This is a genomic window from Paraburkholderia sp. SG-MS1, assembly GCF_012275575.1.
Classification (GTDB): Bacteria; Pseudomonadota; Gammaproteobacteria; order Burkholderiales; family Burkholderiaceae; genus Paraburkholderia.
Genome location: NZ_NPIH01000253.1, coordinates 1 through 23605, shown reverse-complemented (window position 1 = coordinate 23605; position 23605 = coordinate 1). Strand labels below are relative to the sequence as shown.

Annotated in this window: 19 protein-coding genes; 5 read left to right on the top strand and 14 right to left on the bottom strand. The window is 64.4% G+C overall.

Features of this window, described 5'->3' with window-relative positions:
* Nucleotides 1-160 precede the first annotated feature (160 nt).
* The 3 genes from treZ to treY are packed head-to-tail and all read left to right on the top strand — an operon-like array spanning nt 161 to nt 7178.
* The gene (gene treZ / locus CIC12_RS25415) at nt 161-2095 is read left to right on the top strand and encodes a malto-oligosyltrehalose trehalohydrolase (protein ID WP_168668137.1); all 1935 of its coding nucleotides are present in this window, start codon (nt 161-163) and stop codon (nt 2093-2095) included.
* Nucleotides 2092-4317: a 4-alpha-glucanotransferase gene (gene malQ, locus CIC12_RS25410; RefSeq protein WP_342030568.1), complete on the top strand. Its 2226-nt coding sequence runs from the start codon at nt 2092-2094 to the stop codon at nt 4315-4317. The genes treZ and malQ overlap by 4 nt, the downstream gene beginning before the upstream one ends.
* The gene (gene treY, locus CIC12_RS25405; protein ID WP_168668135.1) at nt 4314-7178 is read left to right on the top strand and encodes a malto-oligosyltrehalose synthase; all 2865 of its coding nucleotides are present in this window, start codon (nt 4314-4316) and stop codon (nt 7176-7178) included. The genes malQ and treY overlap by 4 nt, the downstream gene beginning before the upstream one ends.
* Nucleotides 7179-7218: 40 nt before the next feature.
* On the opposite strand, the gene CIC12_RS25400 is transcribed toward treY, so the two are convergent.
* The gene (locus tag CIC12_RS25400) at nt 7219-8562 is read right to left on the bottom strand and encodes a hemolysin family protein (protein ID WP_168668134.1); all 1344 of its coding nucleotides are present in this window, start codon (nt 8560-8562) and stop codon (nt 7219-7221) included.
* Between the two features lie 90 nt (nt 8563-8652).
* Complete coding sequence (locus CIC12_RS25395) at nt 8653-9462, bottom strand: histidine kinase dimerization/phospho-acceptor domain-containing protein (RefSeq protein WP_168668133.1); 810 nt, start codon at nt 9460-9462, stop codon at nt 8653-8655.
* Between the two features lie 187 nt (nt 9463-9649).
* On the opposite strand from CIC12_RS25395, the gene CIC12_RS25390 reads away from it, so the two are divergent.
* Entirely contained in the window at nt 9650-9991 is a 342-nt protein-coding gene (locus tag CIC12_RS25390; RefSeq protein ID WP_027803023.1) for an FKBP-type peptidyl-prolyl cis-trans isomerase, read from the top strand.
* Nucleotides 9992-10037: 46 nt separating this feature from the next.
* Nucleotides 10038-10817 carry an AraC family transcriptional regulator gene (locus CIC12_RS25385; protein WP_168668132.1) on the top strand — a complete coding sequence of 260 codons (780 nt, stop codon included), beginning with the start codon at nt 10038-10040 and terminating at the stop codon, nt 10815-10817.
* Between the two features lie 95 nt (nt 10818-10912).
* Here CIC12_RS25385 and CIC12_RS25380 read toward each other — a convergent pair whose 3' ends face one another.
* The 12 genes from CIC12_RS25380 to CIC12_RS25325 all read right to left on the bottom strand — a co-directional run bounded on the left by CIC12_RS25380 (nt 10913) and on the right by CIC12_RS25325 (nt 23492).
* A complete protein-coding gene (locus tag CIC12_RS25380) occupies nt 10913-12103 on the bottom strand; it encodes an O-succinylhomoserine sulfhydrylase (protein WP_168668131.1) in 1191 nt (396 codons plus the stop codon).
* A 302-nt stretch (nt 12104-12405) separates the two neighbouring features.
* Nucleotides 12406-13956 carry an amidophosphoribosyltransferase gene (gene purF, locus CIC12_RS25375; RefSeq protein ID WP_168668130.1) on the bottom strand — a complete coding sequence of 517 codons (1551 nt, stop codon included), beginning with the start codon at nt 13954-13956 and terminating at the stop codon, nt 12406-12408.
* A gap of 174 nt (nt 13957-14130) precedes the next feature.
* The gene (locus CIC12_RS25370; protein WP_168668129.1) at nt 14131-14625 is read right to left on the bottom strand and encodes a CvpA family protein; all 495 of its coding nucleotides are present in this window, start codon (nt 14623-14625) and stop codon (nt 14131-14133) included.
* A gap of 7 nt (nt 14626-14632) precedes the next feature.
* The gene (locus CIC12_RS25365; RefSeq protein WP_168668128.1) at nt 14633-15520 is read right to left on the bottom strand and encodes an SPOR domain-containing protein; all 888 of its coding nucleotides are present in this window, start codon (nt 15518-15520) and stop codon (nt 14633-14635) included.
* A 29-nt stretch (nt 15521-15549) separates the two neighbouring features.
* The gene (gene folC / locus CIC12_RS25360) at nt 15550-16860 is read right to left on the bottom strand and encodes a bifunctional tetrahydrofolate synthase/dihydrofolate synthase (protein WP_168668127.1); all 1311 of its coding nucleotides are present in this window, start codon (nt 16858-16860) and stop codon (nt 15550-15552) included.
* A 271-nt stretch (nt 16861-17131) separates the two neighbouring features.
* Nucleotides 17132-18004 carry an acetyl-CoA carboxylase, carboxyltransferase subunit beta gene (accD, locus tag CIC12_RS25355; protein WP_168668126.1) on the bottom strand — a complete coding sequence of 291 codons (873 nt, stop codon included), beginning with the start codon at nt 18002-18004 and terminating at the stop codon, nt 17132-17134.
* Between the two features lie 77 nt (nt 18005-18081).
* Nucleotides 18082-18894, bottom strand: coding sequence for a tryptophan synthase subunit alpha (gene trpA / locus CIC12_RS25350; RefSeq protein ID WP_168668125.1), 813 nt, complete (start codon nt 18892-18894; stop codon nt 18082-18084).
* 45 nt (nt 18895-18939) lie between these two features.
* Nucleotides 18940-19818, bottom strand: a complete 879-nt coding sequence (locus CIC12_RS25345; RefSeq protein WP_168668123.1) for a DNA-methyltransferase — start codon at nt 19816-19818, stop codon at nt 18940-18942.
* Between the two features lie 11 nt (nt 19819-19829).
* Nucleotides 19830-21023: a tryptophan synthase subunit beta gene (trpB, locus tag CIC12_RS25340; RefSeq protein ID WP_168668157.1), complete on the bottom strand. Its 1194-nt coding sequence runs from the start codon at nt 21021-21023 to the stop codon at nt 19830-19832.
* A 59-nt stretch (nt 21024-21082) separates the two neighbouring features.
* Nucleotides 21083-21805: a phosphoribosylanthranilate isomerase gene (locus CIC12_RS25335; RefSeq protein ID WP_168668155.1), complete on the bottom strand. Its 723-nt coding sequence runs from the start codon at nt 21803-21805 to the stop codon at nt 21083-21085.
* Entirely contained in the window at nt 21802-22614 is an 813-nt protein-coding gene (gene truA, locus CIC12_RS25330; protein ID WP_168668121.1) for a tRNA pseudouridine(38-40) synthase TruA, read from the bottom strand. Before truA ends, CIC12_RS25335 begins: the two co-directional genes overlap by 4 nt.
* Nucleotides 22611-23492: a FimV/HubP family polar landmark protein gene (locus CIC12_RS25325; RefSeq protein WP_446728038.1), complete on the bottom strand. Its 882-nt coding sequence runs from the start codon at nt 23490-23492 to the stop codon at nt 22611-22613. Before CIC12_RS25325 ends, truA begins: the two co-directional genes overlap by 4 nt.
* Nucleotides 23493-23605: the final 113 nt, after the last annotated feature.

Below are 23605 nucleotides of genomic sequence, written 5' to 3'. Positions count from 1 at the left end.
CTTGGAGTAACGACGCGACGGCAGCCGCCTCGCGGCAGGAACAGCAGGCAGGACGGCACGCTTTGTCACACGTGCGGTTTTGCAAACGCGCTCCGCGCGCACGACGCCATGCGCCACACGCGTGGCGCGGTTCGACAGCACATTCGAATGGTGAAGAATCATGTCCGAAAGTCCGATTGATCCTCACGCGCATCATCACGCGCATTGCTTGCCGTTCAGCGCGCAGTTGCTCGGCGCGACGGGTTCGAAGCCATGCACGCGGTTTCGTTTCTGGGCGCCGTCGTGCAAGAGCGTGCAGGTCGCTATCGAAAACGGTCCGGCGCAAGGCGCGCACGAGATGACGTCCGCCGGCAACGGCTGGTTCGAAGCCACCGTGGAGGGCGGGGCAGGCACGCTGTACCGGTTCCGGCTCGACGGCGGACAGGCGGTGCCTGATCCCGCCTCGCGCTTTCAGCCGCTGGACGTGCACGGTCCAAGCGAAGTCATCGATCCGCGCGCATACCATTGGGAATACACGAACTGGCATGGCCGGCCATGGGAAGAAACCGTGCTGTATGAGCTGCACGTGGGCGCGATGGGCGGCTATGCGGGCGTGCAGAAGCGCTTGCCGGCGCTCGTCGCGCTCGGCGTCACCGCGATCGAACTGATGCCGTTGAACGATTTCCCCGGCAAGCACAACTGGGGCTATGACGGCGTGCTGCCCTATGCGCCCGATTCCGCGTACGGCCGCCCCGAAGAACTGAAAGCGCTGATCGACACCGCGCACGGTCTGGGCCTGATGGTGTTCCTCGACGTGGTCTACAACCACTTCGGCCCGGACGGCAATTATCTGCACGCGTATGCGCGCTCGTTTTTCCGCGAGGGTACGCATACGCCGTGGGGGCCGGCGATCGATTTCAGCCGCAGTGAAGTGAGCGATTTCTTCACGGACAATGCCGTCTACTGGATCAACGAATACCGGATCGACGGTCTGCGTTTCGACGCGGTGCACGCGATCGACAATCACGCGTGGCTGCGCGAGCTGTCCGAGCATATTCGCGCGAAGGTGCAGCATGGGCGGCATGTGCATCTCGTGCTGGAAAACGAGCACAACAGCGCGAGTCTGCTGGAAACGCATTTCGACGCGCAATGGAACGATGACGCGCACAACACACTGCACGTCCTGCTGACCGGCGAAACGGAAGGCTACTACCATGCGTACGCAGATCAGCCCATCCGCCGGCTTGCGCGCGTGCTCTCGGAAGGCTTCGCCTATCAGGGCGACCCGTCGCCGATTCACGACGGCAAACCGCGCGGCGAAGCGAGCGGGCATTTGCCGCCCACGTCGTTCGTGATGTTTCTGCAAAATCACGATCAGATCGGCAACCGCGCATTCGGCGAACGGCTTCGCGCGCTGACTTCGGACGAGGCGTTGCGCGCTGCCACCGGCCTGTTGCTGCTGTCGCCGCAAATCCCGCTGCTGTTCATGGACGAGGAATATGGCTCGACGCAGCCGTTCCTGTTCTTCACCGATTACACCGGTGAACTCGCCGACGCCGTGCGCGAAGGACGTCGCCGCGAATTCGCGCGCTTCTCGTCATTCAGCGATGAAAAGCGGCGCGCGCAGATTCCCGATCCGAACGATGTGAAGACGTTCGCCGCATCGGCGCCGCCTGCGCTTGCGGAGCCGCGTGCGCAAAGCGATGCCGATGCCGATGCCAATGCGAAAGACCGTCTCGACTGGATGCATTTCTACAAATCCGCGCTCGCCGTCCGCGCCAGGCTGATCACGCCGCGTCTGAAACACAGCAAGGCGCTCGGCGCGAGCGTGCTGGGTGCGGCGAATGGCGGCGATGCGAACGCGCTGGTCGCCCGCTGGAAACTGGGCGACGGCGAGACCTTGTCGATCGCGCTGAATCTGTCGAAGGAAAACGTCGCGTTCGAGCACGTCCCCGCCGGCAAGGTCATTTTCGAAACGCCACCGCGCGTGCGCGAGCAGATCGACACCGGCGTGCTGCCGGCGCACGCGTTCGTTGCATGGCTGAGCGGCGACGTGAGCGACTACGCCCTCGGCCACGATGCTCGCATCGCGGGTCAACAGGAGCGCCACGCGTGACTACCCGACGCCCCGGCGACACGATCGCCACGCTCGCCACCCGCGCCGGTTTCGAGGTCGAGTGGCAGGACGCGCACCATACGACACAGCGTGTGCCCGAGAAGACCCTCGCGGTGCTGCTCGAACAGATGGGACTGCCGTGCGGCAACGCCACGCAAATCCGCCACAGCACCGCTGCTCTGGATGCCGAACTATCGGGCCGCAAAATGCCGCCGCTGATGACCGCCGAGGTCGGGCGCGGCATCGCGCTGCACATCGCGGCGGTCAAATCGGGCAGCCATTACCGGATCGAACTCGAAAGCGGCTCGATCATCGACGGCCGATTTACCGCGCCCAAAGGCGAGGTGGTGTTGCTCGCGCCGATCGACGAACCCGGCTATCACACACTCGTCATCAACGAGCAACGCGTGACGCTGGCCATCGCGCCCTCGCGCTGCTATACCGTCGACGACGCGTGGCGCACGCTGCATGCCGACAACCCCACACCGGCGCCGCCGCTGTGGGGTATCGCCGCGCAACTGTACGGCTTGCGGCGCAACGGTGACGGCGGCATCGGCGACTATTCGGCGCTCGCGCGTGTCGCCGTCGACAGCGCGCAGCGTGGCGCGCATGCGCTCGCCGTGAGCCCGACGCACGCGATGTTCAGCGCGGAGCCAAACCGCTTCAGCCCCTATTCGCCGTCGTCGCGCTTGTGGCTGAACGTCACGCATATCGACCCCGCCGCGGTGTTCGGCACGCACGCCATGCGCGCCGCGCTCGACGCCGCGCAGGCCGGCGACGCCTGGGCGGCGCTCGAAGGTCTTCCGCTGATCGACTGGCCGGGCGCGGTCAGGCTGAAGCTGAAGCTGTTGCGCGCGCTCTACGAACAATTCTGCGCACACGACCGGGCACAGGACACGCCGCGCGCGCTCGAATTCCACGGCTTCTGCGAGCGCGCCGGACGCGCCCTCGAAGACCACGCGCGGTTCGAAACGCTGCAAGCGGCGCAACTCGCGCAAGGCGGCGACGGACATTGGCGCCACTGGCCCGAAGCATTGCGCGATCCGCGCAGCCCGGAAGTTGAAGCTTTCGCCGACGCCAACCGTCACGAGGTCGATTTCCATCTGTTCCTGCAATGGCTCGCCGCGAAGGGTTTGTCGCACGCGCAGCACGCGGCGCGCGAAGCGGGCATGGCCGTCGGACTCATTGCCGATCTCGCGGTGGGCTGCGACAGCGCCGGCAGTCACGCATGGTCGTATCGCGACGATATGCTGCAAGGCGTCTCGGTCGGTGCGCCGCCGGATCTGTTCAACCAGGCCGGCCAGGCGTGGGGCCTCACCACCTTCTCGCCGCGTGCGATGCGCACCCAGGGCTTCTCCGCGTTCATCGACATGCTGCGCGCCGCGTTCGCCCACGCGGGCGGCATCCGCATCGATCACATTCTCGGCCTGCGGCGCCTGTGGCTCGTGCCCGAAGGCGAGAGCGCGCGCAACGGCGCCTATCTGCGCTATCCGCTCGAAGACCTGCTGCGCCTGATCGCGCTCGAATCGTGGCGGCATCGCGCGATCGTGATCGGCGAGGATCTCGGCACCGTGCCGCCCGGTTTTCGCGAGCGGCTCGACGATCACGGCATCGCCGGAATTCGCGTGCTGTGGTTCGAGGGCGCACACGACGGCAACGGTTTCAAGCCGCCGCAGGAGTGGGATCGCAATGCGGTCGGCACCACCACCACGCACGATCTGCCGACCGTGGCCGGCTGGTGGCGCGGCAGCGACATCACGTGGCGCAACCGGATCGGGCAGACGATGGCGCGCGCCGACGGCCGCGATCCCGAGCAGGCCGCCCAGGAAGAGCGCGCGGCCGACCGCGCCGCGTTGTGGCGCGCGTTCCAGCAAGCCGGCGTGGCCGCCCCGCAGGTGGGCCCGCCGCCGCCAGACAGCGCGCCGGTCGACGAAGCGCTGGCGTTCGTTGCGGCGACGCCCGGGCCGCTCGTCACGTTTCCCCTCGAAGATCTGCTCGCGCTGGTCGATCAGCCGAACCTGCCCGGCTCGATCGACGAGCACCCGAACTGGCGCCGCCGCATGAGCGTACCGATCGACGAGATGTTCAACGACGGTACCCTCGACGATCGCCTGCTGGCGGTGGAGCGCGCGCGCCGCGCCGCGGCCGGCGCGCGCGCTCCTGCCGCGCCTGGTCCTTCCACCGTTGCCTCTGGCACTCCCCCGGAGCCTGATACGCCATGACCGCCCCGCGCTCCACGCTGCGCCTCCAGTTCCATCGAGGCTTCACGTTCGACGACGCCGCGCAGCACGTCGATTACTTCGCCGCGCTCGGCATCAGCCATCTGTATGCGTCGCCGATCACGACGGCCGAGCCGGGGTCGATGCACGGCTACGACACCGTCGACTACTCCCAGGTCAGCGCCGAATGCGGCGGCGAGGCGGGCTTGAAGCGCCTCGTCGACAAGCTGCGCGCGCACGACATGGGGCTGATCGTCGACATGGTGCCGAACCATATGGGTGTGGGCGGATCGAGCAACGCCTGGTGGCTCGATATCCTCGAATGGGGCCGCCATAGCGCCTACGCGCGGCACTTCGACGTCGACTGGCATTCGCCCGATCCCGCGCTGCGCGGCAAGGTGCTGCTGCCCACGCTCGGCGCGCCCTACGGCGATGAACTCGCGGCAGGCCGCATCGCCCTGCGTTTCGCGGCCGCCAGCGGGCGTTTTTATATCGGCTACGGTCCGCACGTATTTCCCGTGTGCCCGATCGACTACGCGTCGATCCTGCAAAGCGCCGACCGCGCCGATTTGAGCGCGCTCGCCGAACGCTTCCACGGACTGACGACGCAGCCCACCGATCAGCCGCGCGCCGCCGAAGGGCGTGACGAACTGCGCGAGTTCGTCACGCAAAACGGCGAGTCGGCCATCGAGTTCGTGTTGCAGGCGTATGCGCCCGAAGACCCGGTCACGCGCGACCGCTTGCATCGGCTGATCGAGCGGCAGCACTTCCGGCTTGCATGGTGGCGCACCGCCTCCGATGAAGTGAACTGGCGGCGCTTCTTCGATATCTCGACGCTGGCCGGTGTGCGGGTGGAACGGCCCGAAGTGTTCGACGCCGTGCATGCGTTGGTTTTCCGGCTGTATCAGGAACGACTCGTGGACGGTTTGCGCATCGATCACGTCGACGGGCTCGCCGAGCCGCGCGAATACTGCCAGCGGTTGCGGCAGCGGCTCACCGAACTGCGCGACACCGCGCCCTATGTGGTGGTCGAAAAGATTCTCGGCCGCGGCGAGCCGCTGCGCGACGACTGGCCCGTCGACGGTACGACCGGCTACGACTTCATGAACGACGTCGGCGCCCTCCTGCACGACCCGGCGGGCGCCGAACCGCTCGCGCGGACATGGGCCGAACTCACCGGCCGCAGCCCGCGTTTCGCGGACGAAGCGCTCGCCGCGCGCCGCAAGATTCTTGCGGAGAACCTCTCGGCGGAACTGGACCGCGCGGCTCGGGCGTTGCATCGTATCGCCCGCGATTCGCTGACGACGCGCGACTTCACCTTCACCACGTTGCGCCGCGTGCTGACCGAGCTGGTCGTGCATTTCCCGGTGTATCGCATCTATCCTCAGAACGGCTTGCGCAGCGCCGCCGACAACCACGATTTCGAGCAGGCGCTGGCCGGCGCACGAGCGGTGCTGTCGCGGGCGGATCATGTCGCGCTGGAGCGTGTTAACGCGTGGCTCGGCGGGAGCGCCGACGACACGCCGCCCACGCGGGCCGGCATAGCGCCGCAGCAAGCACAGAACGGTGTGCCGCCGAGTCATGCAAACTCCTCGCGGCGCACTGCGCAGACATTGTTTTCGCAGTTGACCGCGCCGGTCGCCGCGAAGGCGATCGAAGATACGGCGTGCTATCGCTACGGCCGATTGCTGTCACGCAACGAAGTGGGCGCGGATCCGGGCGAATTCGCGTTGTCGGTCGAGCAGTTTCATGCGGCGAATCTCGAGCGTTCGCAACGCTTTCCGCACGCGCTGCTCGCGACGGCCACGCATGACCACAAGCGCGGCGAAGACGTGCGCGCGCGGCTCGCGGTGTTGAGCGAAATCCCGGACGATTGGGGCGCGACCCTGCGCGCATGGTCCACGTTGAATGCGCCGCAGCGGCGAGCGCTCGACGGGACGCCGATCAGCACTGTTGGCCCGGGCCAGGGCGCAAGCGCCGCGTGGGCGCCCGGCCCAGCCGCCGAAGCGATGTTGTACCAAACGCTGGTGGGCTGCTGGCCGCCGGAACTACAGGCGGACGACGAAGCGGGCGTCAAGGCACTGGCCGAGCGTGTCGCGCAATGGCAGTTGAAGGCACTGCGTGAAGCGAAGCTGCAAACCAACTGGCTCGCACCCGACGAAGCATACGAAGCCGGCTGCCGCGATTTTCTGTTCGACATTCTGGCGCCGCAGCGGCGTGACGGTTTTCTCAAGGAACTGTCCGCGTTCGTCGCGCGAATCAGCCGCGCGGGCGCGCTCAATAGCTTGCAGCAAACGGTGTTGCGACTGGCATCGCCTGGGATTCCCGATCTTTATCAGGGCACCGAGTTATGGGACTTCAGCCTCGTTGACCCAGACAACCGGCGACCCGTCGATTTCGCCAAACGCGAGGCGTGGCTCGTCGAGACGCCGCCATCTGAATTCCTGCCGAACTGGCGCGATGGCCGCGTAAAACTCGCGGTCATACAACGGGTGCTCGCGTTGCGTGCGCATCTGCCGGAGTTGCTGAGTCAGAGCACGTATCTGCCGCTCGTGGTGCGAGGGGCGCATGCGTCGAATGCGATTGCGTTTGCGCGGCGGCATGGCAACGCATGGGCAGTGGTCGTGGCGAGCCGGCTCGCCGCCGGACTGCTCGGCGACGATGGCGATCTGCCGATGGTCGATCCAGCGAAATGGGCGGATACGGCGGTGGAAATGCCGTCCGATCTGTCCGCGCGAGCGTTGTTCGACTGGCTCAGTCCGGCCGCGCCGAAGGTCGATGAAAACGGTCTGCTGTATCTGCGCGATGCGTTGGCGGCGATGCCGATTGCGGTGCTCGTCGAAGATGGCGTGCCGCGCAGTTGATGTTGCTCTTCGAATTGAGGGCGGTTGAAGCCTCAGTGCTTCAACCGCCCTCGTCGTCGAAGCTCTTCGGATAGACGCGCACAAGCACGATGCGCGGCCCTTTCATCTTCTTGACCACCACGTCGAAGCGGTCGAACTCCACGCGCTGGCCTTCGGTAGGCAGATCGTTCAGCGCCTGGATCACGAGACCGCCCACCGACTCGGCCTTGCCTTCGTCGATATCGATCCCCAGTGCGCGCTCCAGCGACACCACCGGCAAGCTGCCCTTGCCCATCAGCGTGCCGTCGTCCATGCGGGTCCAATCGGCGTCGCCCTGACGGAACTCGTCGTGAATCTGACCGACCAGTGCGCCCAGCAAATTGTCGAGCGTCAGAAAGCCGATCGGCTTCGCGTTCTTGTGGCCTACCAGCGCCAGATGCGGCGCGCCCTTGCGGAAGCGGCGAAACAGTTCGAGCGCCGGCATATCCGGCTTCACGTATTGCACGGGCCGCATGTAGCGGGAGAGATCATCGAGCGTGCTGCCTGCCTGACGAGCGAGCAACAGATCCTTCAAATGGATCATGCCGGCCACGCGCTCGCCCGACGCGTCTTCGAACAGCGGATAGCGGCTGAAGCGATGCCGCGCCACCAGCTGCATGTTTTCGCGGATCGGCAGATCCCGCCGCAAGCCGACCATTTCATAGGCCGGCCGCATCAGGTCTGACACAGTCATGCGCGAAAAGTCCAGTGAATGCGCGATCGTGTTCCACTCGTCCTGGCTGTAGGCGTCCTCGGGCGACCCGCGTCCGGTCGCGACGTTGGCGCGGCGGCCGCGCAGGATCAGCTTGAGTTCGTCAGTGGAGTAATGGGAATCGTGGCCGTGGTCGGCGTCGAGTCCCGCGAGCCGCAGCACCGCATTGGCGCTCGAATTGAGCACCCAGATCGCCGGATACATCGCCCAGTAGAAGCCGTACAGCGGCATCGCCGCCCACAGCGACACCTTCTCCGCCTCGCGAATGGCCAGCGACTTCGGTGCGAGTTCGCCCACCACGATATGCAGGAACGAAATGCACGAAAATGCGAAGAACAGCGAAATGCCGTGGACCATCCGCTCCGATTCGACGCCGACGAGATGGAGCAGCGGCGAGATCAATTCCGCGAATGCGGGCTCGCCGATCCAACCGAGCCCGAGCGACGCGAGCGTGATGCCGAGCTGACACGCCGACAGATAGGCATCGAGCCGCCCATGCACCTTCGCGAGCAAGCGTCCGCGCAGGCCGTGCCGTGTCGCGAGGCTTTGCACGCGCGTCTGCCGCAGTTTGACCAGACCGAACTCAGCGGCGACGAAAAAGCCGTTGAGGGCAACGAGAAACAACGCACCGATAAGGGCGACGACCTGAATCAAAGCGAGAGGCTCCGGCAACAAAAGTTGTCAGTATAGAGGGTGAAAGCTCGATGAAAAGTTAATCGAATGCAAGAAGCCGGAGCCGCGCGCTCACTTCGGCGCTGTCGCGCTCAGCGGTATTCGCAGCGCGAGCGTGGCGGCTTCGCCAACGCTTGCGTCGCTTTGCTCGAAACTGCCGCCGTGCGCTTGCGCAACGCGCTTGCAGAGCGCGAACACCCACGCGATCCGCTTCGCCTCACGCGGCTCGCCGGCCTGCTTGCGGGCAAATGCCTCCAGCACGTGCGGCAACGCGGCGTCGTTCAACGCGGCGTCGTTCGTCTGGTAGTTGACCGTGGCATGCCACGCGGCCGGCTCGGCCCGCGTGCTCAGCGTGACAGCGCTACCTTCCGCGCTCGCTTCGACGGCGAACGTGAGCATCACCCACAATGCGGCGGCAAGGCGCTCGCGGTCGCCATTCAGTTGCTCGGTGGAGAGTTGCGAGTCGAGCGTGATTTCCACGCCGCGCGTACGCGCGAGGTTCATGCGGACTTCGTCTATGGTTTCGTCGAGCAGCGGATGCAATGGAAACGGCGCATAGGCGAGCGCCAGCGATCTGGTTTCGGCGCGCGTCGCGTCGACGATCGTCTCAAGCAGCTTCACCTGCTGATCCACGCCGCTGCGGATACCCGCGACGGCGCGCTGCGCGTTGGGATCGTTCGCATCGAGCTTGCGCTCCAGCACGTACGCCCAGCTATGAATGGCATTCAACGGACCACGCAGATCGTGCGACACCAGCGACAGCACGTGATCGCGCATGAACAGCGCGGTTTCGGCGCGCAGACGCGCGGTGCGTTCGGATACGGCGAAGCCGGAAGGCACCGGCTGTGCGCCCGCTGCAGTCCCGGTTGAAGACGTTGTCACGATCGAGCCCTCTCAGGCAATGCTGGGTGATTGAAAGAAGCCCCATTATAGGCAAGCTGTCCGGCTCGACCAGCCTGGCCGGACGGTCAGGTATGACGCAATCCGCGTGCCACGCGGCATTCCTGCGCGATGCGGCGTCAAGACGCCTACAATGTCGGTTTTTACGTTTTTGACCAAGGAGCGACACATGTCGACTGTGACTACCGAATCCGGCCTGAAGTACGAAGACATCGTTGAAGGCACCGGCGCCGAAGCGGTGGCAGGCAAGACCGTCAGCGTGCACTACACCGGCTGGCTGACCGACGGCCAGAAGTTCGACTCGAGCAAGGACCGCAACGACCCGTTCGCTTTCGTACTGGGCGGCGGCATGGTCATCAAGGGTTGGGACGAAGGCGTGCAAGGCATGAAGGTCGGCGGCACGCGCAAGCTGACCATCCCGCCGCAACTCGGCTACGGCGTGCGCGGCGCGGGCGGCGTGATTCCGCCGAATGCGACGCTCGTGTTCGAAGTCGAACTGCTCGGCGTTTAAGCAGTCCGCTGCTTTTGTCGTTGCGCATCGTCGGCCGGTCACCGCCATGAGTCACGCCGCCGTCACCGCTCCTAGCGTTTCGTTGCGCCGCTACGGCGCGATCGAAGCGTCGGACGTGCACGACTTTCATCAGGTCGTGCTCGGACTCGATGGCGCGATGGTGATGGCGGTCGACGGCGTCGCGCAGCAGATCAACGCCGGCTCGGCATGGCTGATCCCGGCCGGTGCACGGCACGATTACGCGGGAGTCGGCGAAAACCGGCAGTTGGTGCTGGATTTACCGGCTAGCTCGCTCGCCGTGCCGGAACGTTTGTTCGACCGGGCACGCGCCGTGAGCGTCGACGCGACGCTCACACAAGTCGTGCACCGGATCGCGGCGCGCGCGACCGGCGGCGCGCAAGGCGACGACCTGGACAGCCGGCGTTTCCATTGGGATGCAGCCGCGCGTCTCGGCGCTGCGTTGGTGGCCGACGCCGGCACGATGGCCGGCACGCAAGCAGCCGGCGCCGGTCTTGACTTCGCGCGGATCGATCGCTGGCTGCGCGCACATCTGTCGGAGCCATTGCGCATCGCCGATCTCGCCGCGCATTGCGGTTTCGGCATGCGGCGCTTTCACCAGCTTTTTGTCGACGCGTTCGGCGAAACGCCACATCGCTATTTGCAACGACTGCGACTCGACACGTCGATCACGCTGCTCGCGGACCCGCGCCTTTCATTGACCGATATCGCGCTGGACATCGGCTTCGGCGACCAGAGCGCGTACACGCATGCATTCACGCGGCGCTTCGGGCTGGCACCCGGTCAGTGGCGCGCGTTGCGCCACTGAGTTTCGTTGCGCGAGCCGCCCGACAGTGCGGCGCGCTCATGCGGTTGGTCAAAGCGCCGCTGCAACTGGCGCTCTTGCGTCGAGCGCAACTCAACTCAACCCGCCAGACCTCGCTCCAGATCACCGCGAATATCCGCGGCATTTTCCAGACCCACGGCAAGACGGATCAAACCTTCACTGATGCCCGCCGCCGCGCGCGCTTCCGGCGTCACGCGGCCGTGCGTGGTGGTGGCCGGGTGCGTGATAGTCGTACGCGTATCGCCGAGGTTGCCCGTGATCGAGCAGATCTTCGTGTTGTCGATCACGCGCCAGGCGTTTTCGCGCATCTGCTCCGGCGTATCGCCCTTCAGTTCGAACGACAGGATCGCGCCGCCCGACTTCTGCTGACGCATAGCGAGCGCATGCTGCGGATGCGATTCGAGCCCTGGATAGAACACGCGATTCACGGCCGGATGCGTCTCCAGCCAGCGCGCGATTTCCAGCGCGTTCGCCGATTGCTTTTCAACCCGCAGCGACAGCGTTTCCATGCCCTTGAGCAGCACCCATGCGTTGAACGCGGAGAGCGTCGGCCCTGCGCTGCGCACGAACGGAAACACTTTTTCCATGATGAATTTCTTCGAGCCGACCAGCGCGCCGCCCAACACCCGGCCCTGGCCGTCGAGGAATTTGGTGGCCGAGTGCATCACGACGTCCGCGCCGAGCTTCAGCGGCTGTTGCAACGCCGGGCTGCAGAAGCAGTTGTCGACCACGAACAGTGCGTTCGCCGCTTTCGCGACCTTGCTGATCGCTTCGATATCGGAGACTTCGGTCAGCGGGTTCGAGGGCGTCTCGAGGAAGAACATCTTCGTCTCGGGGCGCACGGCGTTTTTCCACGCGTCGAGATCGGTCGGATCGACGAAGGTGGTCGTAATGCCGAACTTGCTGAAGATCTGCGAGAACATGCCGAGCGTCGAGCCGAATAGCGCCTGCGAGCTCACCAGGTGGTCGCCCGCCTGCAGCGTGGACATCACCACGGACATGATCGCGGCCATCCCCGAGGCCGTCGCCATGCACGCTTCGCCGCCTTCGAGCGCGGCGAGGCGGTCCTGGAACATCGACACAGTCGGGTTCGTGAAACGCGAGTAGGTGTAGTTGTCTTCGGAGTTCTTGAAGCGCTCGGCGGCGTCCGCGGCACTCGCGAACACGAAGCTCGAGGTGAGGAAGATGGCTTCCGAATGCTCGTTGAAGTCGCTGCGCACCGTGCCCGAGCGGACTGCCAGCGTATCGAAGTTCAGGGAGTCGTCCATGATGTTGGTTCTGGTTCCAATGTTCGATGGCTGCGTTCGGCGCGGCTCCCCTGGAAAGCGACGCGCGACGCCAAACGGCAGCAACAAAAAAGCCCGCTTTTGCGTCGGCATAAGCGGGCTTCATGTGCGGGGAAAGCTGGAGCGGAGGCGGGTGAGTGCGGCTTTTCCACCTGTCGCTTTAGCTGTTTCGGGTTGCCCCGCGTCCGCAAGCTGAGATCAAATCGACGCAAGCCGACATGCTAACACGCACGTAGCGTGGCGTGCAGCACGCCGCGCTACGGGAGCGGTCGAGCAAACGGCGCTCAACCGACCGACAGTTGCAGATGAAGTTGCGAACGCGCCGGCGTGCCGCCGTCGATCGCTTCGCTCGCGGCGTCGCGATCCGATTGCGACGACGGTGCGAGACGCGCAGTTTCGATGCGGTCGAGATACTCGGTCGTCACGTCGCCCGTCACGTAGTTGCCGTCGAAGCACGATGCCTCGAACTCATGTAGCGCCGGGTTGATGTCGCGCACCGCCTGCTTCAGTGCATCCACGTCCTGGTACACGAGGTGGTCCGCGCCAATCATGCGCGCGACTTCGTCGTCCGTGCGACCGTGAGCGACGAGTTCACCGCGCGTTGGCATGTCGATGCCGTAGACGTTCGGGAATTTCACCGGCGGCGCCGCCGACGCGAAAATCACCTTGTTCGCGCCCGCATCGCGCGCCATCTGCACGATCTCGTGCGAGGTGGTGCCGCGCACGATCGAGTCGTCGACGATCAGCACGTTCTTGCCCTTGAACTCGATGCCCATCGCGTTCAGCTTCTGGCGCACTGACTTCTTGCGCACCGCCTGGCCCGGCATGATGAAGGTGCGGCCCACGTAACGATTCTTGAAGAAGCCTTCACGGTACTCGACGCCCAGCTTCTTCGCGACCTGCATCGCGGCCGGACGGGACGAATCGGGAATCGGCATCACGACGTCGATGGCGACGTCGGGCAGTTCGCGCTTGATCTTCTCGGCGAGGTAATCGCCCATGCGCAGACGCACGTTGTAGACCGGCACACCATCGAGCACCGAGTCCGGGCGCGCGAGATACACGAGCTCGAAAATGCAGGGGTTCAGACTCGGGGCCTTCGCGCATTGCTGCGAGTGCAGCTTGCCGTCGATGTCGATGAAGATCGCTTCGCCCGGTGCCACATCGCGCACGAACTCGAAGCCGATACCTTCGATCGCCACTGATTCCGACGCCAGCATCCACTCGACGCCTTCCGCCGTTTCCAGCTTGCCGAGGCACAGCGGACGGATGCCGAACGGGTCGCGGAAGCCCAGCAGTCCGTAACCGGCGATCAGGGAGACGATCGCATACGAACCCCGCACCCGGCGATGCACGCCCGACACGGCGTTGAACAGCGCGGCCGGATCGAGTTGCAGGCCGGAGCTAGCCAGTTGCAGTTCGTGCGCGAGCACGTTGAGCATGACTTCCGTGTCGGAATTGGTGTTGATATGGCGCCGATCGATGCGGAACATCTCATCTTTCAGTTGCTGCCAGTTGGTCAGGTTGCCGTTGTGCGCGAGGATGATGCCGAACGGCGCGTTCACGTAGAACGGCTGGGCTTCTTCTTCGCTCGACGCCGAGCCGGCGGTCGGGTAACGGACCTGGCCGATGCCCGTCGTGCCGGGCAGGCTGCGCATGTTGCGCGTGCGGAACACGTCGCGCACCATGCCGTTGGCCTTGTGCATGTGGAAGTTGCTGCCGTTCGCCGTCGCGATGCCGGCGGCGTCCTGACCGCGATGCTGCAGGAGCAGCAGGCTGTCATAGATCAGCTGATTGACCGGAGAGTGGGAAACTACGCCTACGATGCCGCACATGGCATGTCCTTCAAAGGTACGAAATTCGTCGTGGCGACCGGTGCCTGCGTGAGCGAGCCCAAAGGACTCGTCCTTCGGGGCGTACGCGATGTTCTGCGACGGTACGCGCTGTTACGCCAGGGCAGCCGGTTTGCGCCGGAGTCCTGCTGGTTCCTCTAACTACTTGCCTGATTGTCAAACTCGGACGTAGGCAGCAAGCGGCTCGGGAAGCAGCGGTTTCATTACGTGCACGCCCTCGACCGCGTAGGGCCGCAGCAGGGCGTTGCGCCAGAATTCCTGTTGGGGCAGCTCGGTCAAGCCTGCAAGGGCGACCAGAACCAGCACCAGAATGACCCCGCGTACGAGGCCGAACATCAAACCGAGCGAGCGGTCCACGCCGCCCAGGCCCGTGGCCTGCACGATGCGACTCAGCAGCGCGCTCACCACGCTCGTCACCAGCACCACGCCGATCACCACCAGCGCGAACGCCAGCAGCCACTGGGTCAATGCGCCGCCCGGCCAGTGAGACGGGATATACGGCACCACGTAACCGACAAACTCGCAGGCAATGAAGAATGCCGCGATCCAGCCGATTAGCCCGAATATCTCCGACAAAAAACCGCGCCACGTGCCGCGCAACGCCGACAAACCGATCACCGCCATTACAGCGTAGTCGAAGGCAGTGAACATCGCTCGCTTACTGGGCTGCGCCGTTGTTCGCGCCCGACGTCAGGCCAACCTCGCGAACCTTCGAAATCGCGGCCGATGCCGCCGCTCGATCGGCGAATGGGCCGGCGCGCAGCAGCGTCAGCGTCGTGCCGTCTGCCTGCTTGCGATGTTCGGTATATGCGGGCACGCCAGCCGCTTTCAACTTCGTTACCCAGTTGCGCGCGTTGGCATCGTTCGCGAACGCGCCGAGCTGAACCGCGAAACGGCTGCCAGGCGGCGACGCCGGCGTGCCGGAATTCGCGTCCGCACTGGCGGCGGCGTTGTTTATCTCGTCATCGCTCGGGGCCGCGGCGCGCGGGGCCGGCGTGCGGACCGCCGGCTTCGCTGGCGCCGCCGGGGCGGTATTTGCGGCGATGGCCGGTGCGGGCGCCTGCGGCTTTGCCGTAGGCGTGGCGTTGGCGGTTGAGTTCGGCTTGGTCGTGCCGGGCTGCTCCGTCTTCGAGGTTGCCGCTGGCGCGACGCTGGAAGCGGCAAGCGCCGGTTCAGCAGGGCTCGGGTTGTCCGGTGCGACGCCGGCCTGCGTGTCTTCCGGGCTCTTATGAGCGACCCTCGGCGCGGGACGGTTCGGAATGTCGATGGAAATGTCGTCCGTGACGGGCTTGGGATGCGAGTCCAGCACCATGGGCAGGATGATCACCGCCGCCACGACCAGCGCGATCGCGCCGACCAGCCGGCGCCGCGCCCGCTGCTTTTCCGGCAGCGAAGGGTCGAGCAGCATCGCGTCGGCGTCGACAGTGCGCTCCGTACGGCGGGTTCGCCGCTCCACACGCTCGCCACGGGCAGCCCGGGTGGAACTGGTGTTTGCGCCGCGCCGGGTGGGCGCGTCGTCTTTCTTGCCGAACGAGAAAATTCCCATGAATCGCTTGGTTCGAGCCTGGCGCCCGTTCAGTGTTGCTGCGATTTGCGGTAGGCCATGACGCCGGCTACCGTATAGAAGCTGCCGAAAACCACAATTCTATCATTCTCTGACGCTCGTTTTAGCGCGTCTTGGAAAGCCTCGGCGGGTGATGCGTACCGCGTCACGCTGTTGTCGGCGCCCTTGCCCGCACCCTGCTCGCGCAAGGCCGTCTCGAGATCGTCCGCTGACGCCGCCCGCGGGGTCGGCAGATCGGTCACGCACCAATGGTCGATCTCGCCTTTCAGGTGACTCAGAATGCCAGCAATGTCCTTGTCGCGCATCGCGCCGAACACCGCGTAGGTGTACGGAAAAAAGCCCATGTTGCCGAGGTTTTGCGCCAGCACGGCGGCCGCATGCGGATTGTGGCCGACGTCAAGCACGATGGCCGGTTTGCCCGGCAGCACCTGGAAACGTCCGGGCAGTTCCACGTTGGCAAGACCGAGCCGGATGTCCTGTGCCGACACCGGCAGACGGTCGCGCAGCGCTTCGAGAGCGGCCAGCGCCGCCGACGTGTTGATCAGCTGGTTCGCCCCGCGCAGCGCCGGATACGCGAGCGCCGAACGCCGCATGCTCGGGCCGACGTAGCTCCACTGCTGGCGCTCGCTGCCCGCTTGGCCTTCGTAGCGAAAATCGCGGCCGAAGAGCCACAGTTCGGCGCCAATCTTCTCAGCGTGATCGATCAGCGATTGCGGCGGTACCGGGTCCGCGCAAATCGCAGGCTTGCCTGAGCGGAAAATGCCGGCCTTTTCGAGCGCGATCTTCTCGCGCGTGTCGCCAAGATAATCCGTGTGATCGATATCGATGCTCGTGATGATCGCGCAGTCTGTATCGAGGATATTGACCGCGTCGAGGCGGCCGCCCAGACCCACTTCGAAAATCACTGCGTCCAGCCCGCGCGAAGCGAACAGGCTCATGATCGCGAGCGTCGTAAATTCGAAGTACGTCAGCGAGACCGGCTCGGCGAGGCTCATACGCGCGGCTTCGACGGCTTCGAAGTGCGGCAGCAATTCCGCGTCGCTGGCCATTGTGCCGTTCACCCTCGCCCGCTCGTTGAACGACAGCAGGTGCGGCGACGTGTGGCACCCCACCGTGAAACCGGCGCGCAGCAGAATGGATTCGAGGATCGCACACGTCGACCCCTTGCCGTTCGTGCCGCCGACGGTGATGACCGGACAGGCAAACGACAGCTGCATCGCGTCGCGTACCTGGGAAATGCGGCCCAAACCCATGTCGATGCCGACCGGATGCGCGGATTCAAGGTGCGTGAGCCACGCGTCGAGAGTGGGGAATGTGGTCATCGAATGAATCTGTTAGGCAGTGATACGAATGGCGCGGGTTTTTGCCGCCGCGGTGAAAGCGTGGCATGCCGGCGCTTTATGCGCAGAAAACCGGCTAGAACAGCCACAGCAACCGTCGCCGCGCTGCGAGACCGTGATTATCCCGGAAATGACAGCGCGCCGCTTGATCGCTCATGCGGCGCGCTATTTTTTTGACTATTTTGTCAGCCGCGCACGGTGCGTTTGCACAATAGCGCGGGCAGTCGATCGTTCTACGCCGTGCGGCCTTTGCTTAAGCGACCGCGTCCGCCGGTTGGTGGCTCAACAGCGCCAACAATTGCGCGATCTCTTCGCGCAGCTTGCGGCGATCGACGATCATGTCGACCGCACCCTTCGTCAGCAGGAACTCGGCGCGCTGGAAGCCTTCCGGCAGCTTCTCACGCACGGTTTGCTCGATCACGCGAGGGCCGGCAAAGCCGATCAGCGCCTTCGGCTCGGCAATCACTACATCGCCTAGAAACGCGAAACTCGCGGACACACCGCCCATGGTCGGGTCGGTCAGCACGGAGATGAACGGCAGCTTCGCTTCGGCAAGCTTCGTCAGCACGGCCGTGGTCTTGGCCATCTGCATCAGCGACAACAGGCTTTCCTGCATCCGCGCGCCGCCCGAAGCGGTGAAGCAGATGAACGGCACTTTCTGTTCGAGCGCGTTCTGCGCGCCGCGCGCAAAACGCTCGCCGACCACCGAACCCATCGAGCCACCCATGAACGAAAACTCGAAGCAGGCGACCACCAACGGCAGCGTATGGATCGCGCCGCCCATGACGACCATTGCGTCGGTTTCATCGGTGTCGTCCATCGCCTCTTTCAGGCGGTCCGGGTACTTGCGGCTGTCCTTGAACTTCAGTGCATCGACCGGGACGATTTCCTGGCCAATTTCGTAGCGGCCTTCCGGATCGAGCAGACCGTCGAGCCGCTCACGCGCGCCGATGCGCATGTGATGGTCGCACTTCGGGCAAACGTGCAGATTGGCCTCGACGTCGTTGCGGTACAGCACGGCTTCGCACGATGGGCACTTGATCCACAGGCCTTCTGGAATCCCCTTGCGATTCTTCGGGTCGGTTTGCTTGATTTTCGGCGGCAGCAGCTTATCGAGCCAGCTCATATTGAATCCTTCTGGGTCAGCGGTCGCGCAAACGGCGGGACGAACCCGCCGTTCACACTAAGCGACAAAAATAACTGTTATCGGGCGGTCGCGACGCTATCGAGCGCCTCGCGCACTTCAGCGATGAAGCGCGTGAGCGTTTCTGCAGCGGTGTCGGGTGCTGCCTGTTCGAGCAATTGGACGATGCGGCTGCCGATCACCACGGCATCGGACACCTCGGCCACCGAGCGCGCCGTTTGGGCGTCACGGATACCGAAGCCGACGCCCACCGGCAGGGGTACGCGCGACTTGATCGCCGGGATTTTACCCGCGATGCTGGAAACGTCCAGATTTGCCGCTCCGGTCACCCCTTTCAGCGACACATAGTAGACGTAGCCGCTCGCTATCTTGCCGACTTCCGCAATGCGCTCATCCGTGGAGGTCGGCGCCAGCAGGAAAATAGGATCGATTGCTGCAGATCGCATCTGTTCGGCGAAGTTAGCACACTCTTCAGGCGGATAGTCGACCACCAACACGCCGTCGACACCGGCTTCTTTTGCTGCCTTCGCGAAGGCTTCCGTCCCCATCCGCTCGATCGGGTTGGCGTAGCCCATTAACACCACCGGCGTCTTGTCATCGGTTTCGCGGAAGCGCTTGACGTCGGCAAGCACGTGGCGCAGCGACACACCTTGCGCCAATGCGCGCTCGGACGACTGCTGGATCACCGGACCGTCGGCCATCGGGTCGGAAAACGGCACACCGAGTTCGATCACATCGGCGCCGCCGGCGGCGAGGGCATGCATGAATTCGACCGTGCGCTTCGGATCGGGGTCGCCGGCCGTCATGAACGGAATCAGGCCTTTCTTACCTTGGGCAGACAGCGCGGCAAACGTGTTCTTGATACGGGACATGGAATTATTCTCGGATTGGGCTAGTGCGCGCTCATCGCACGCGGCTCATTGCACTTCGGTCTGCCGTTGCGTTCTGGCTTTGGCTTTGGCCTTCGCCCGGCGAGGCTGGGGCGGCGAGGCGGCGGCGCTCACACGCTCGCGCGCTATCGCCCAGTAACTTTCATTGATCTCATAGCCGACGAATTCGCGCTGCTGACGGGCGCAAGCGACTGCGGTGGTGCCGCTGCCCATGAAGGGGTCGAGCACACGGCCGCCCTTCGGACAACTCGCCAGCACCATCCGCTCGACAATTTCCAAGGGTTTTTGGGTCGGATGGGCGACGCGTTCCGCGTGTTGCCGATGCAGCCGCGATACCGACCACACATCTTTTGGATTATAGCCAAGCTCGAGCCACTTGCTGCCCTCGAACAACTTACGAGAACGCGCCTTCTTCGTGACTGCATCGTACGGGATGCGGACGGGATCGAGATCGAAGAAATAATCCTTCGACACCGCGAAAAAGCCGATGTTGTCGTGTACCGACGTAAACCTGCGCACAGTGCCGCCCATGCTCGGTACGCGCCGGTCCCAGATGATTTCGTTGATCATCGTGAGTTTTGTCTTCACAAAGCTGAAGATTTCCGGCGAATACTGCCATGTACAGAATATGTACAGCGACCCCGAGGGCTTGAGCTTCGGAATGGCCAGTTCGAGCCAACCACGCGTCCACGCGAGAAATTCCTCGCCTGTGCGCATGTCGGAGTCGTTGCCGTAGTCCTTGCCCAGCCCATAAGGCGGATCGCAAACGATCAGGTCGATCGACGCGTCCGGAATATTAGCCACATCGGACAGAAAATCGCGATTCAGGAGCTGAATGCTGGCGGGCACCTGCGCCAGTGGCGGNGTTTCAATCGCCGGCTGCGTCTCGTCGAACTCATCGCGCATCGTCGCGGCGCTCAGAACTGAATGCCCGATCGCTCGGCGACCGTATGCATGTCCTTGTCGCCGCGGCCCGACAGGTTGACCAGAAGGATCTTGTCCTTTGGCAGTGTCCGCGCGAGCTTGGCAGCATACGCCAGCGCGTGACTGGATTCCAGCGCCGGAATAATGCCTTCGATGCGGCAGCAATCGTGGAATGCCTTGAGCGCCTCTTCGTCGGTGATACCAACATATTGCGCACGATTGCTGTCTTTTAGCCACGCATGCTCAGGACCGACACCCGGATAGTCCAAGCCTGCCGATACCGAATGCGTCTCGATGATCTGTCCATTTTCGTCCTGCAGCAGGTAGGTGCGGTTACCGTGCAGAACGCCCGGGCTACCGCCGATCAGCGATGCCGCATGACGGCCGGTGTCCAAGCCGTCTCCGGCGGCCTCGACACCGATTAACTGCACGGAAGCATCTTCGATATACGGGTAAAAGATACCCATCGCGTTCGAACCGCCGCCAACGCATGCAATCACGGCATCCGGCTGTCGACCGGTCAGCTCGGGCATCTGGACCTTGCATTCATCGCCGATCACCCGTTGGAAGTCGCGGACCATCATGGGGTACGGATGCGGCCCGGCCACGGTGCCGATGATATAGAACGTGCTTTCGACGTTCGTCACCCAATCGCGCATGGCTTCGTTCAATGCATCTTTCAGCGTGCGCGAGCCCGATTCGACCGGCACGACGGTCGCGCCGAGCAGCTTCATACGATAGACGTTAGCGGCCTGACGGCGCACGTCCTCGGCCCCCATGTAGACAACACACTCCATGCCGAAGCGCGCCGCGATGGTGGCGGTGGCCACGCCGTGCTGTCCGGCACCGGTTTCCGCGATCACGCGCGGTTTGCCCATGCGCTTGGCCAGCAGTGCCTGGCCGATCACGTTATTGATCTTATGCGCACCCGTATGGTTCAGATCTTCGCGCTTAAGGAAAAGCTGGGCGCCGCCGAGCAGCTGGCTCCAGCGCTGAGCAAGATAAATGGGCGAAGGACGGCCGACGAAATGCTTCAATTCGCGCTCGTATTCGGCGACGAAGTCGGGATCTTTCTGGAATTTCTCGTACGCTTCACGCAGCTCGTCGAGTGCGTGGACGAGCGTTTCGGCGACGAACACGCCGCCAAATTGGCCGAAATGGCCTCTTTCGTCAGGCAAGTTATACATGGTGATCACTCTTCTCAGGGTGGCGCGCGGCTCCGGAATGAGAGAACCGCTGGCCTGAATCATTCGGCATCCGCTGCGCGCACCGCGCGTACGAATGCCGCCATCCGGGCGTAATCTTTCACGCCCTTGGCGCCCACAACCTCGATGCCGCTCGAGACATCGACTGCGTAGGGGCGCACGCGATGGATCGCGTCATTGACGTTTTGCGCGCTCAACCCACCACTCAAAACGGCCCGACGCGCGAGCTCTGCTGGAATAAGTGACCAATCGAAAACCTTCCCGCCGCCGCCGTAGCCCTCGACATGGGTGTCGAACAAAAGAGCGCTGGCTGCTGAATAATTGAGAGCCGATTTTACCAAATCGGCCGGCCGAGTATCCGCCGCAACGCGCAACGCGCGCAACCAAGGCAAACCCGCAACGCTGGCGAGCGCTTCGCACTGCTCCGCGGTCTCATCGCCGTGAAACTGCAGCAGCGTGAGGCCGACGTTGCTCACTACTTCGCGAACCCAATCCGGCGTCGCGTTGACGAACAGGCCGACCACCGATACGAACGGCGGCACATCGTGCACCAGTTCGACCGCTTGCGCGATGCTCACTGAGCGCCGGCTTGGCGGATAGAACACGAGGCCGATGGCGTCGGCGCCGAGGTCGATCGCCTGGGCGACGTCCTCCGGTTTCGACAACCCACACAATTTGATGCGCGTGCGATGCGGCACGCTGTGCTGTTGCGCGGGGGCGCCTGCATCGGCGTCGGGGTTCGACAAATTCTCGCTGACTTTCATGTTCCCGGTTGCTCGGTCCATACGGTACTCCACGGCACGCTGCCCGTTTGCGGAGCGGGCACGGCGAATTTGTCAGGATAGCCCACTTGCGCCAGATACAGGCCGTCCGGCATGAAAGTCGGTGCGGCGCAATCGCGGTTGCGGCTCGCAAGCACGTCGACCATCCATTCGGGCGCGCGTCGGCCGCGGCCAATCTCGATCAGGCAACCCATCAGGTTGCGCACCATGTGGTGCAGGAACGCATTCGCCCGAAAACGGAAATGAACGAAGTTACCGTTCCGTTGAACGTCGATCTGATACAGATGCTTGACCGGCGTTTTCGATTGGCATTGCGACGAACGGAACGCCGAAAAGTCGTGTTCGCCGATCAGATGGGCCGCGCCGGCCCGCATTGCGTCGACATCCAAGGGCACATGCACCCAGCCGGCTCGCGTCGCGAGCATCGGCGAACGCACCGGGCTTACGTAAAGGACGTAGTAATAGGTCCGCTCGAACGCTGAAAACCGCGCATGAAACTCATCGGGCATCTGCCTGGCCCACTGCACACCAATGGTCTTCGGCAGGAACGAGTTGGGGCCGCGAACCCACGAAATATTGAGACGGTCGAGTTCGGTGTCGAAATGCACGACTTGCCCGAGGCCATGCACACCAGCATCCGTACGGCCCGCCACGACGGTATGCACAGGCGCCTGCGCGAATTCGCGCAACGCCCGTTCGAGTTCGTTCTGCACCGTATTACCGTGCGGTTGTGACTGCCAACCGCCGAATGCCGCGCCGTCGTACTGGACGCCTAATGCAATCCGCTTCACGACAAAGGCGCCAGCGTTGAGAGCAGCGCGCGGGCTTCGGTGCGCGTAGCCGGATCGTTCGCTTCGATCACTTCGTTGATGAGCGAACGCGCGCCGGACAGATCGCCGAGCTCGATGTACTCGGAGGCCAGGTCCAGCTTGTTGCGAGCGATGCGGACGAGATCGGCCTGCGTGAACGCCGGCAACGGCTGCGCGGGGCTCGGCGGCAGTTCGAGATCGAAGTCGAGCTTCAGCGCGCCAAAGCCTGCCGCGCCGAGGCCCGCGACGGCCCCGTGGCCTGCCGTGCCGGCGGCGATTTCGTCAGCGATATGCGGGGCGTCGTCCAGATCGTCCGACGCGAGAGCTTGCTGCGCAGTCGTCTCGGGCGACGCGACCGGCTGCGTGCTCAGCGAAGCGAGGCTCTGCACGCTGTCGGCGGGTGTTTCAATGCGCGGCGGCAACGGCATGTCGAGACCGCTGAACGCGTCGACCGCGTCGCGCGGAAATTCGGTCGGCGCGGCGGGCGCAGGCGGGGGAGCGCTCGCCGTTGTCTCGGGGACTGCGTCCGCCGACACGTCGGGGTAAGGCTGGCCAAACGGCGTGGTCGCGCGCGGCTCGATGTTTTGTTGCGTGAAATCAATCGCAGATAATGGGACGCTCGGATTCTGCGGCTCGGTGGCCGGTTCTTGCGGTGTGGCCAGCGTATCGGAAGCCGGCTCGTCGTTCGATTGCAGGCCGTGCGCGGGTTCCACAGGCAAGGTTTCATCGGCAATCGGCTCCAGCGACGTCAGCGGCAGGGCTTCGGCGCCGAGGCCCGCGGCGGCGGCGAGGCTGGCCGCGGTGGTCGCACTGGCCGAGCTTTCCCGCGCCGTGGCGGGCGGCAGAGGTTCGGCTATCAAGCCGGTCTCGGCGCGGGCAGGGGCGTCCGTGGCCGGCGGTGACAGATCGAACGATGTGGGCGATGCGGTTTGTTCTCGCCCGACAGGTTCGGACGGGGGGGAGTCTTGTACGA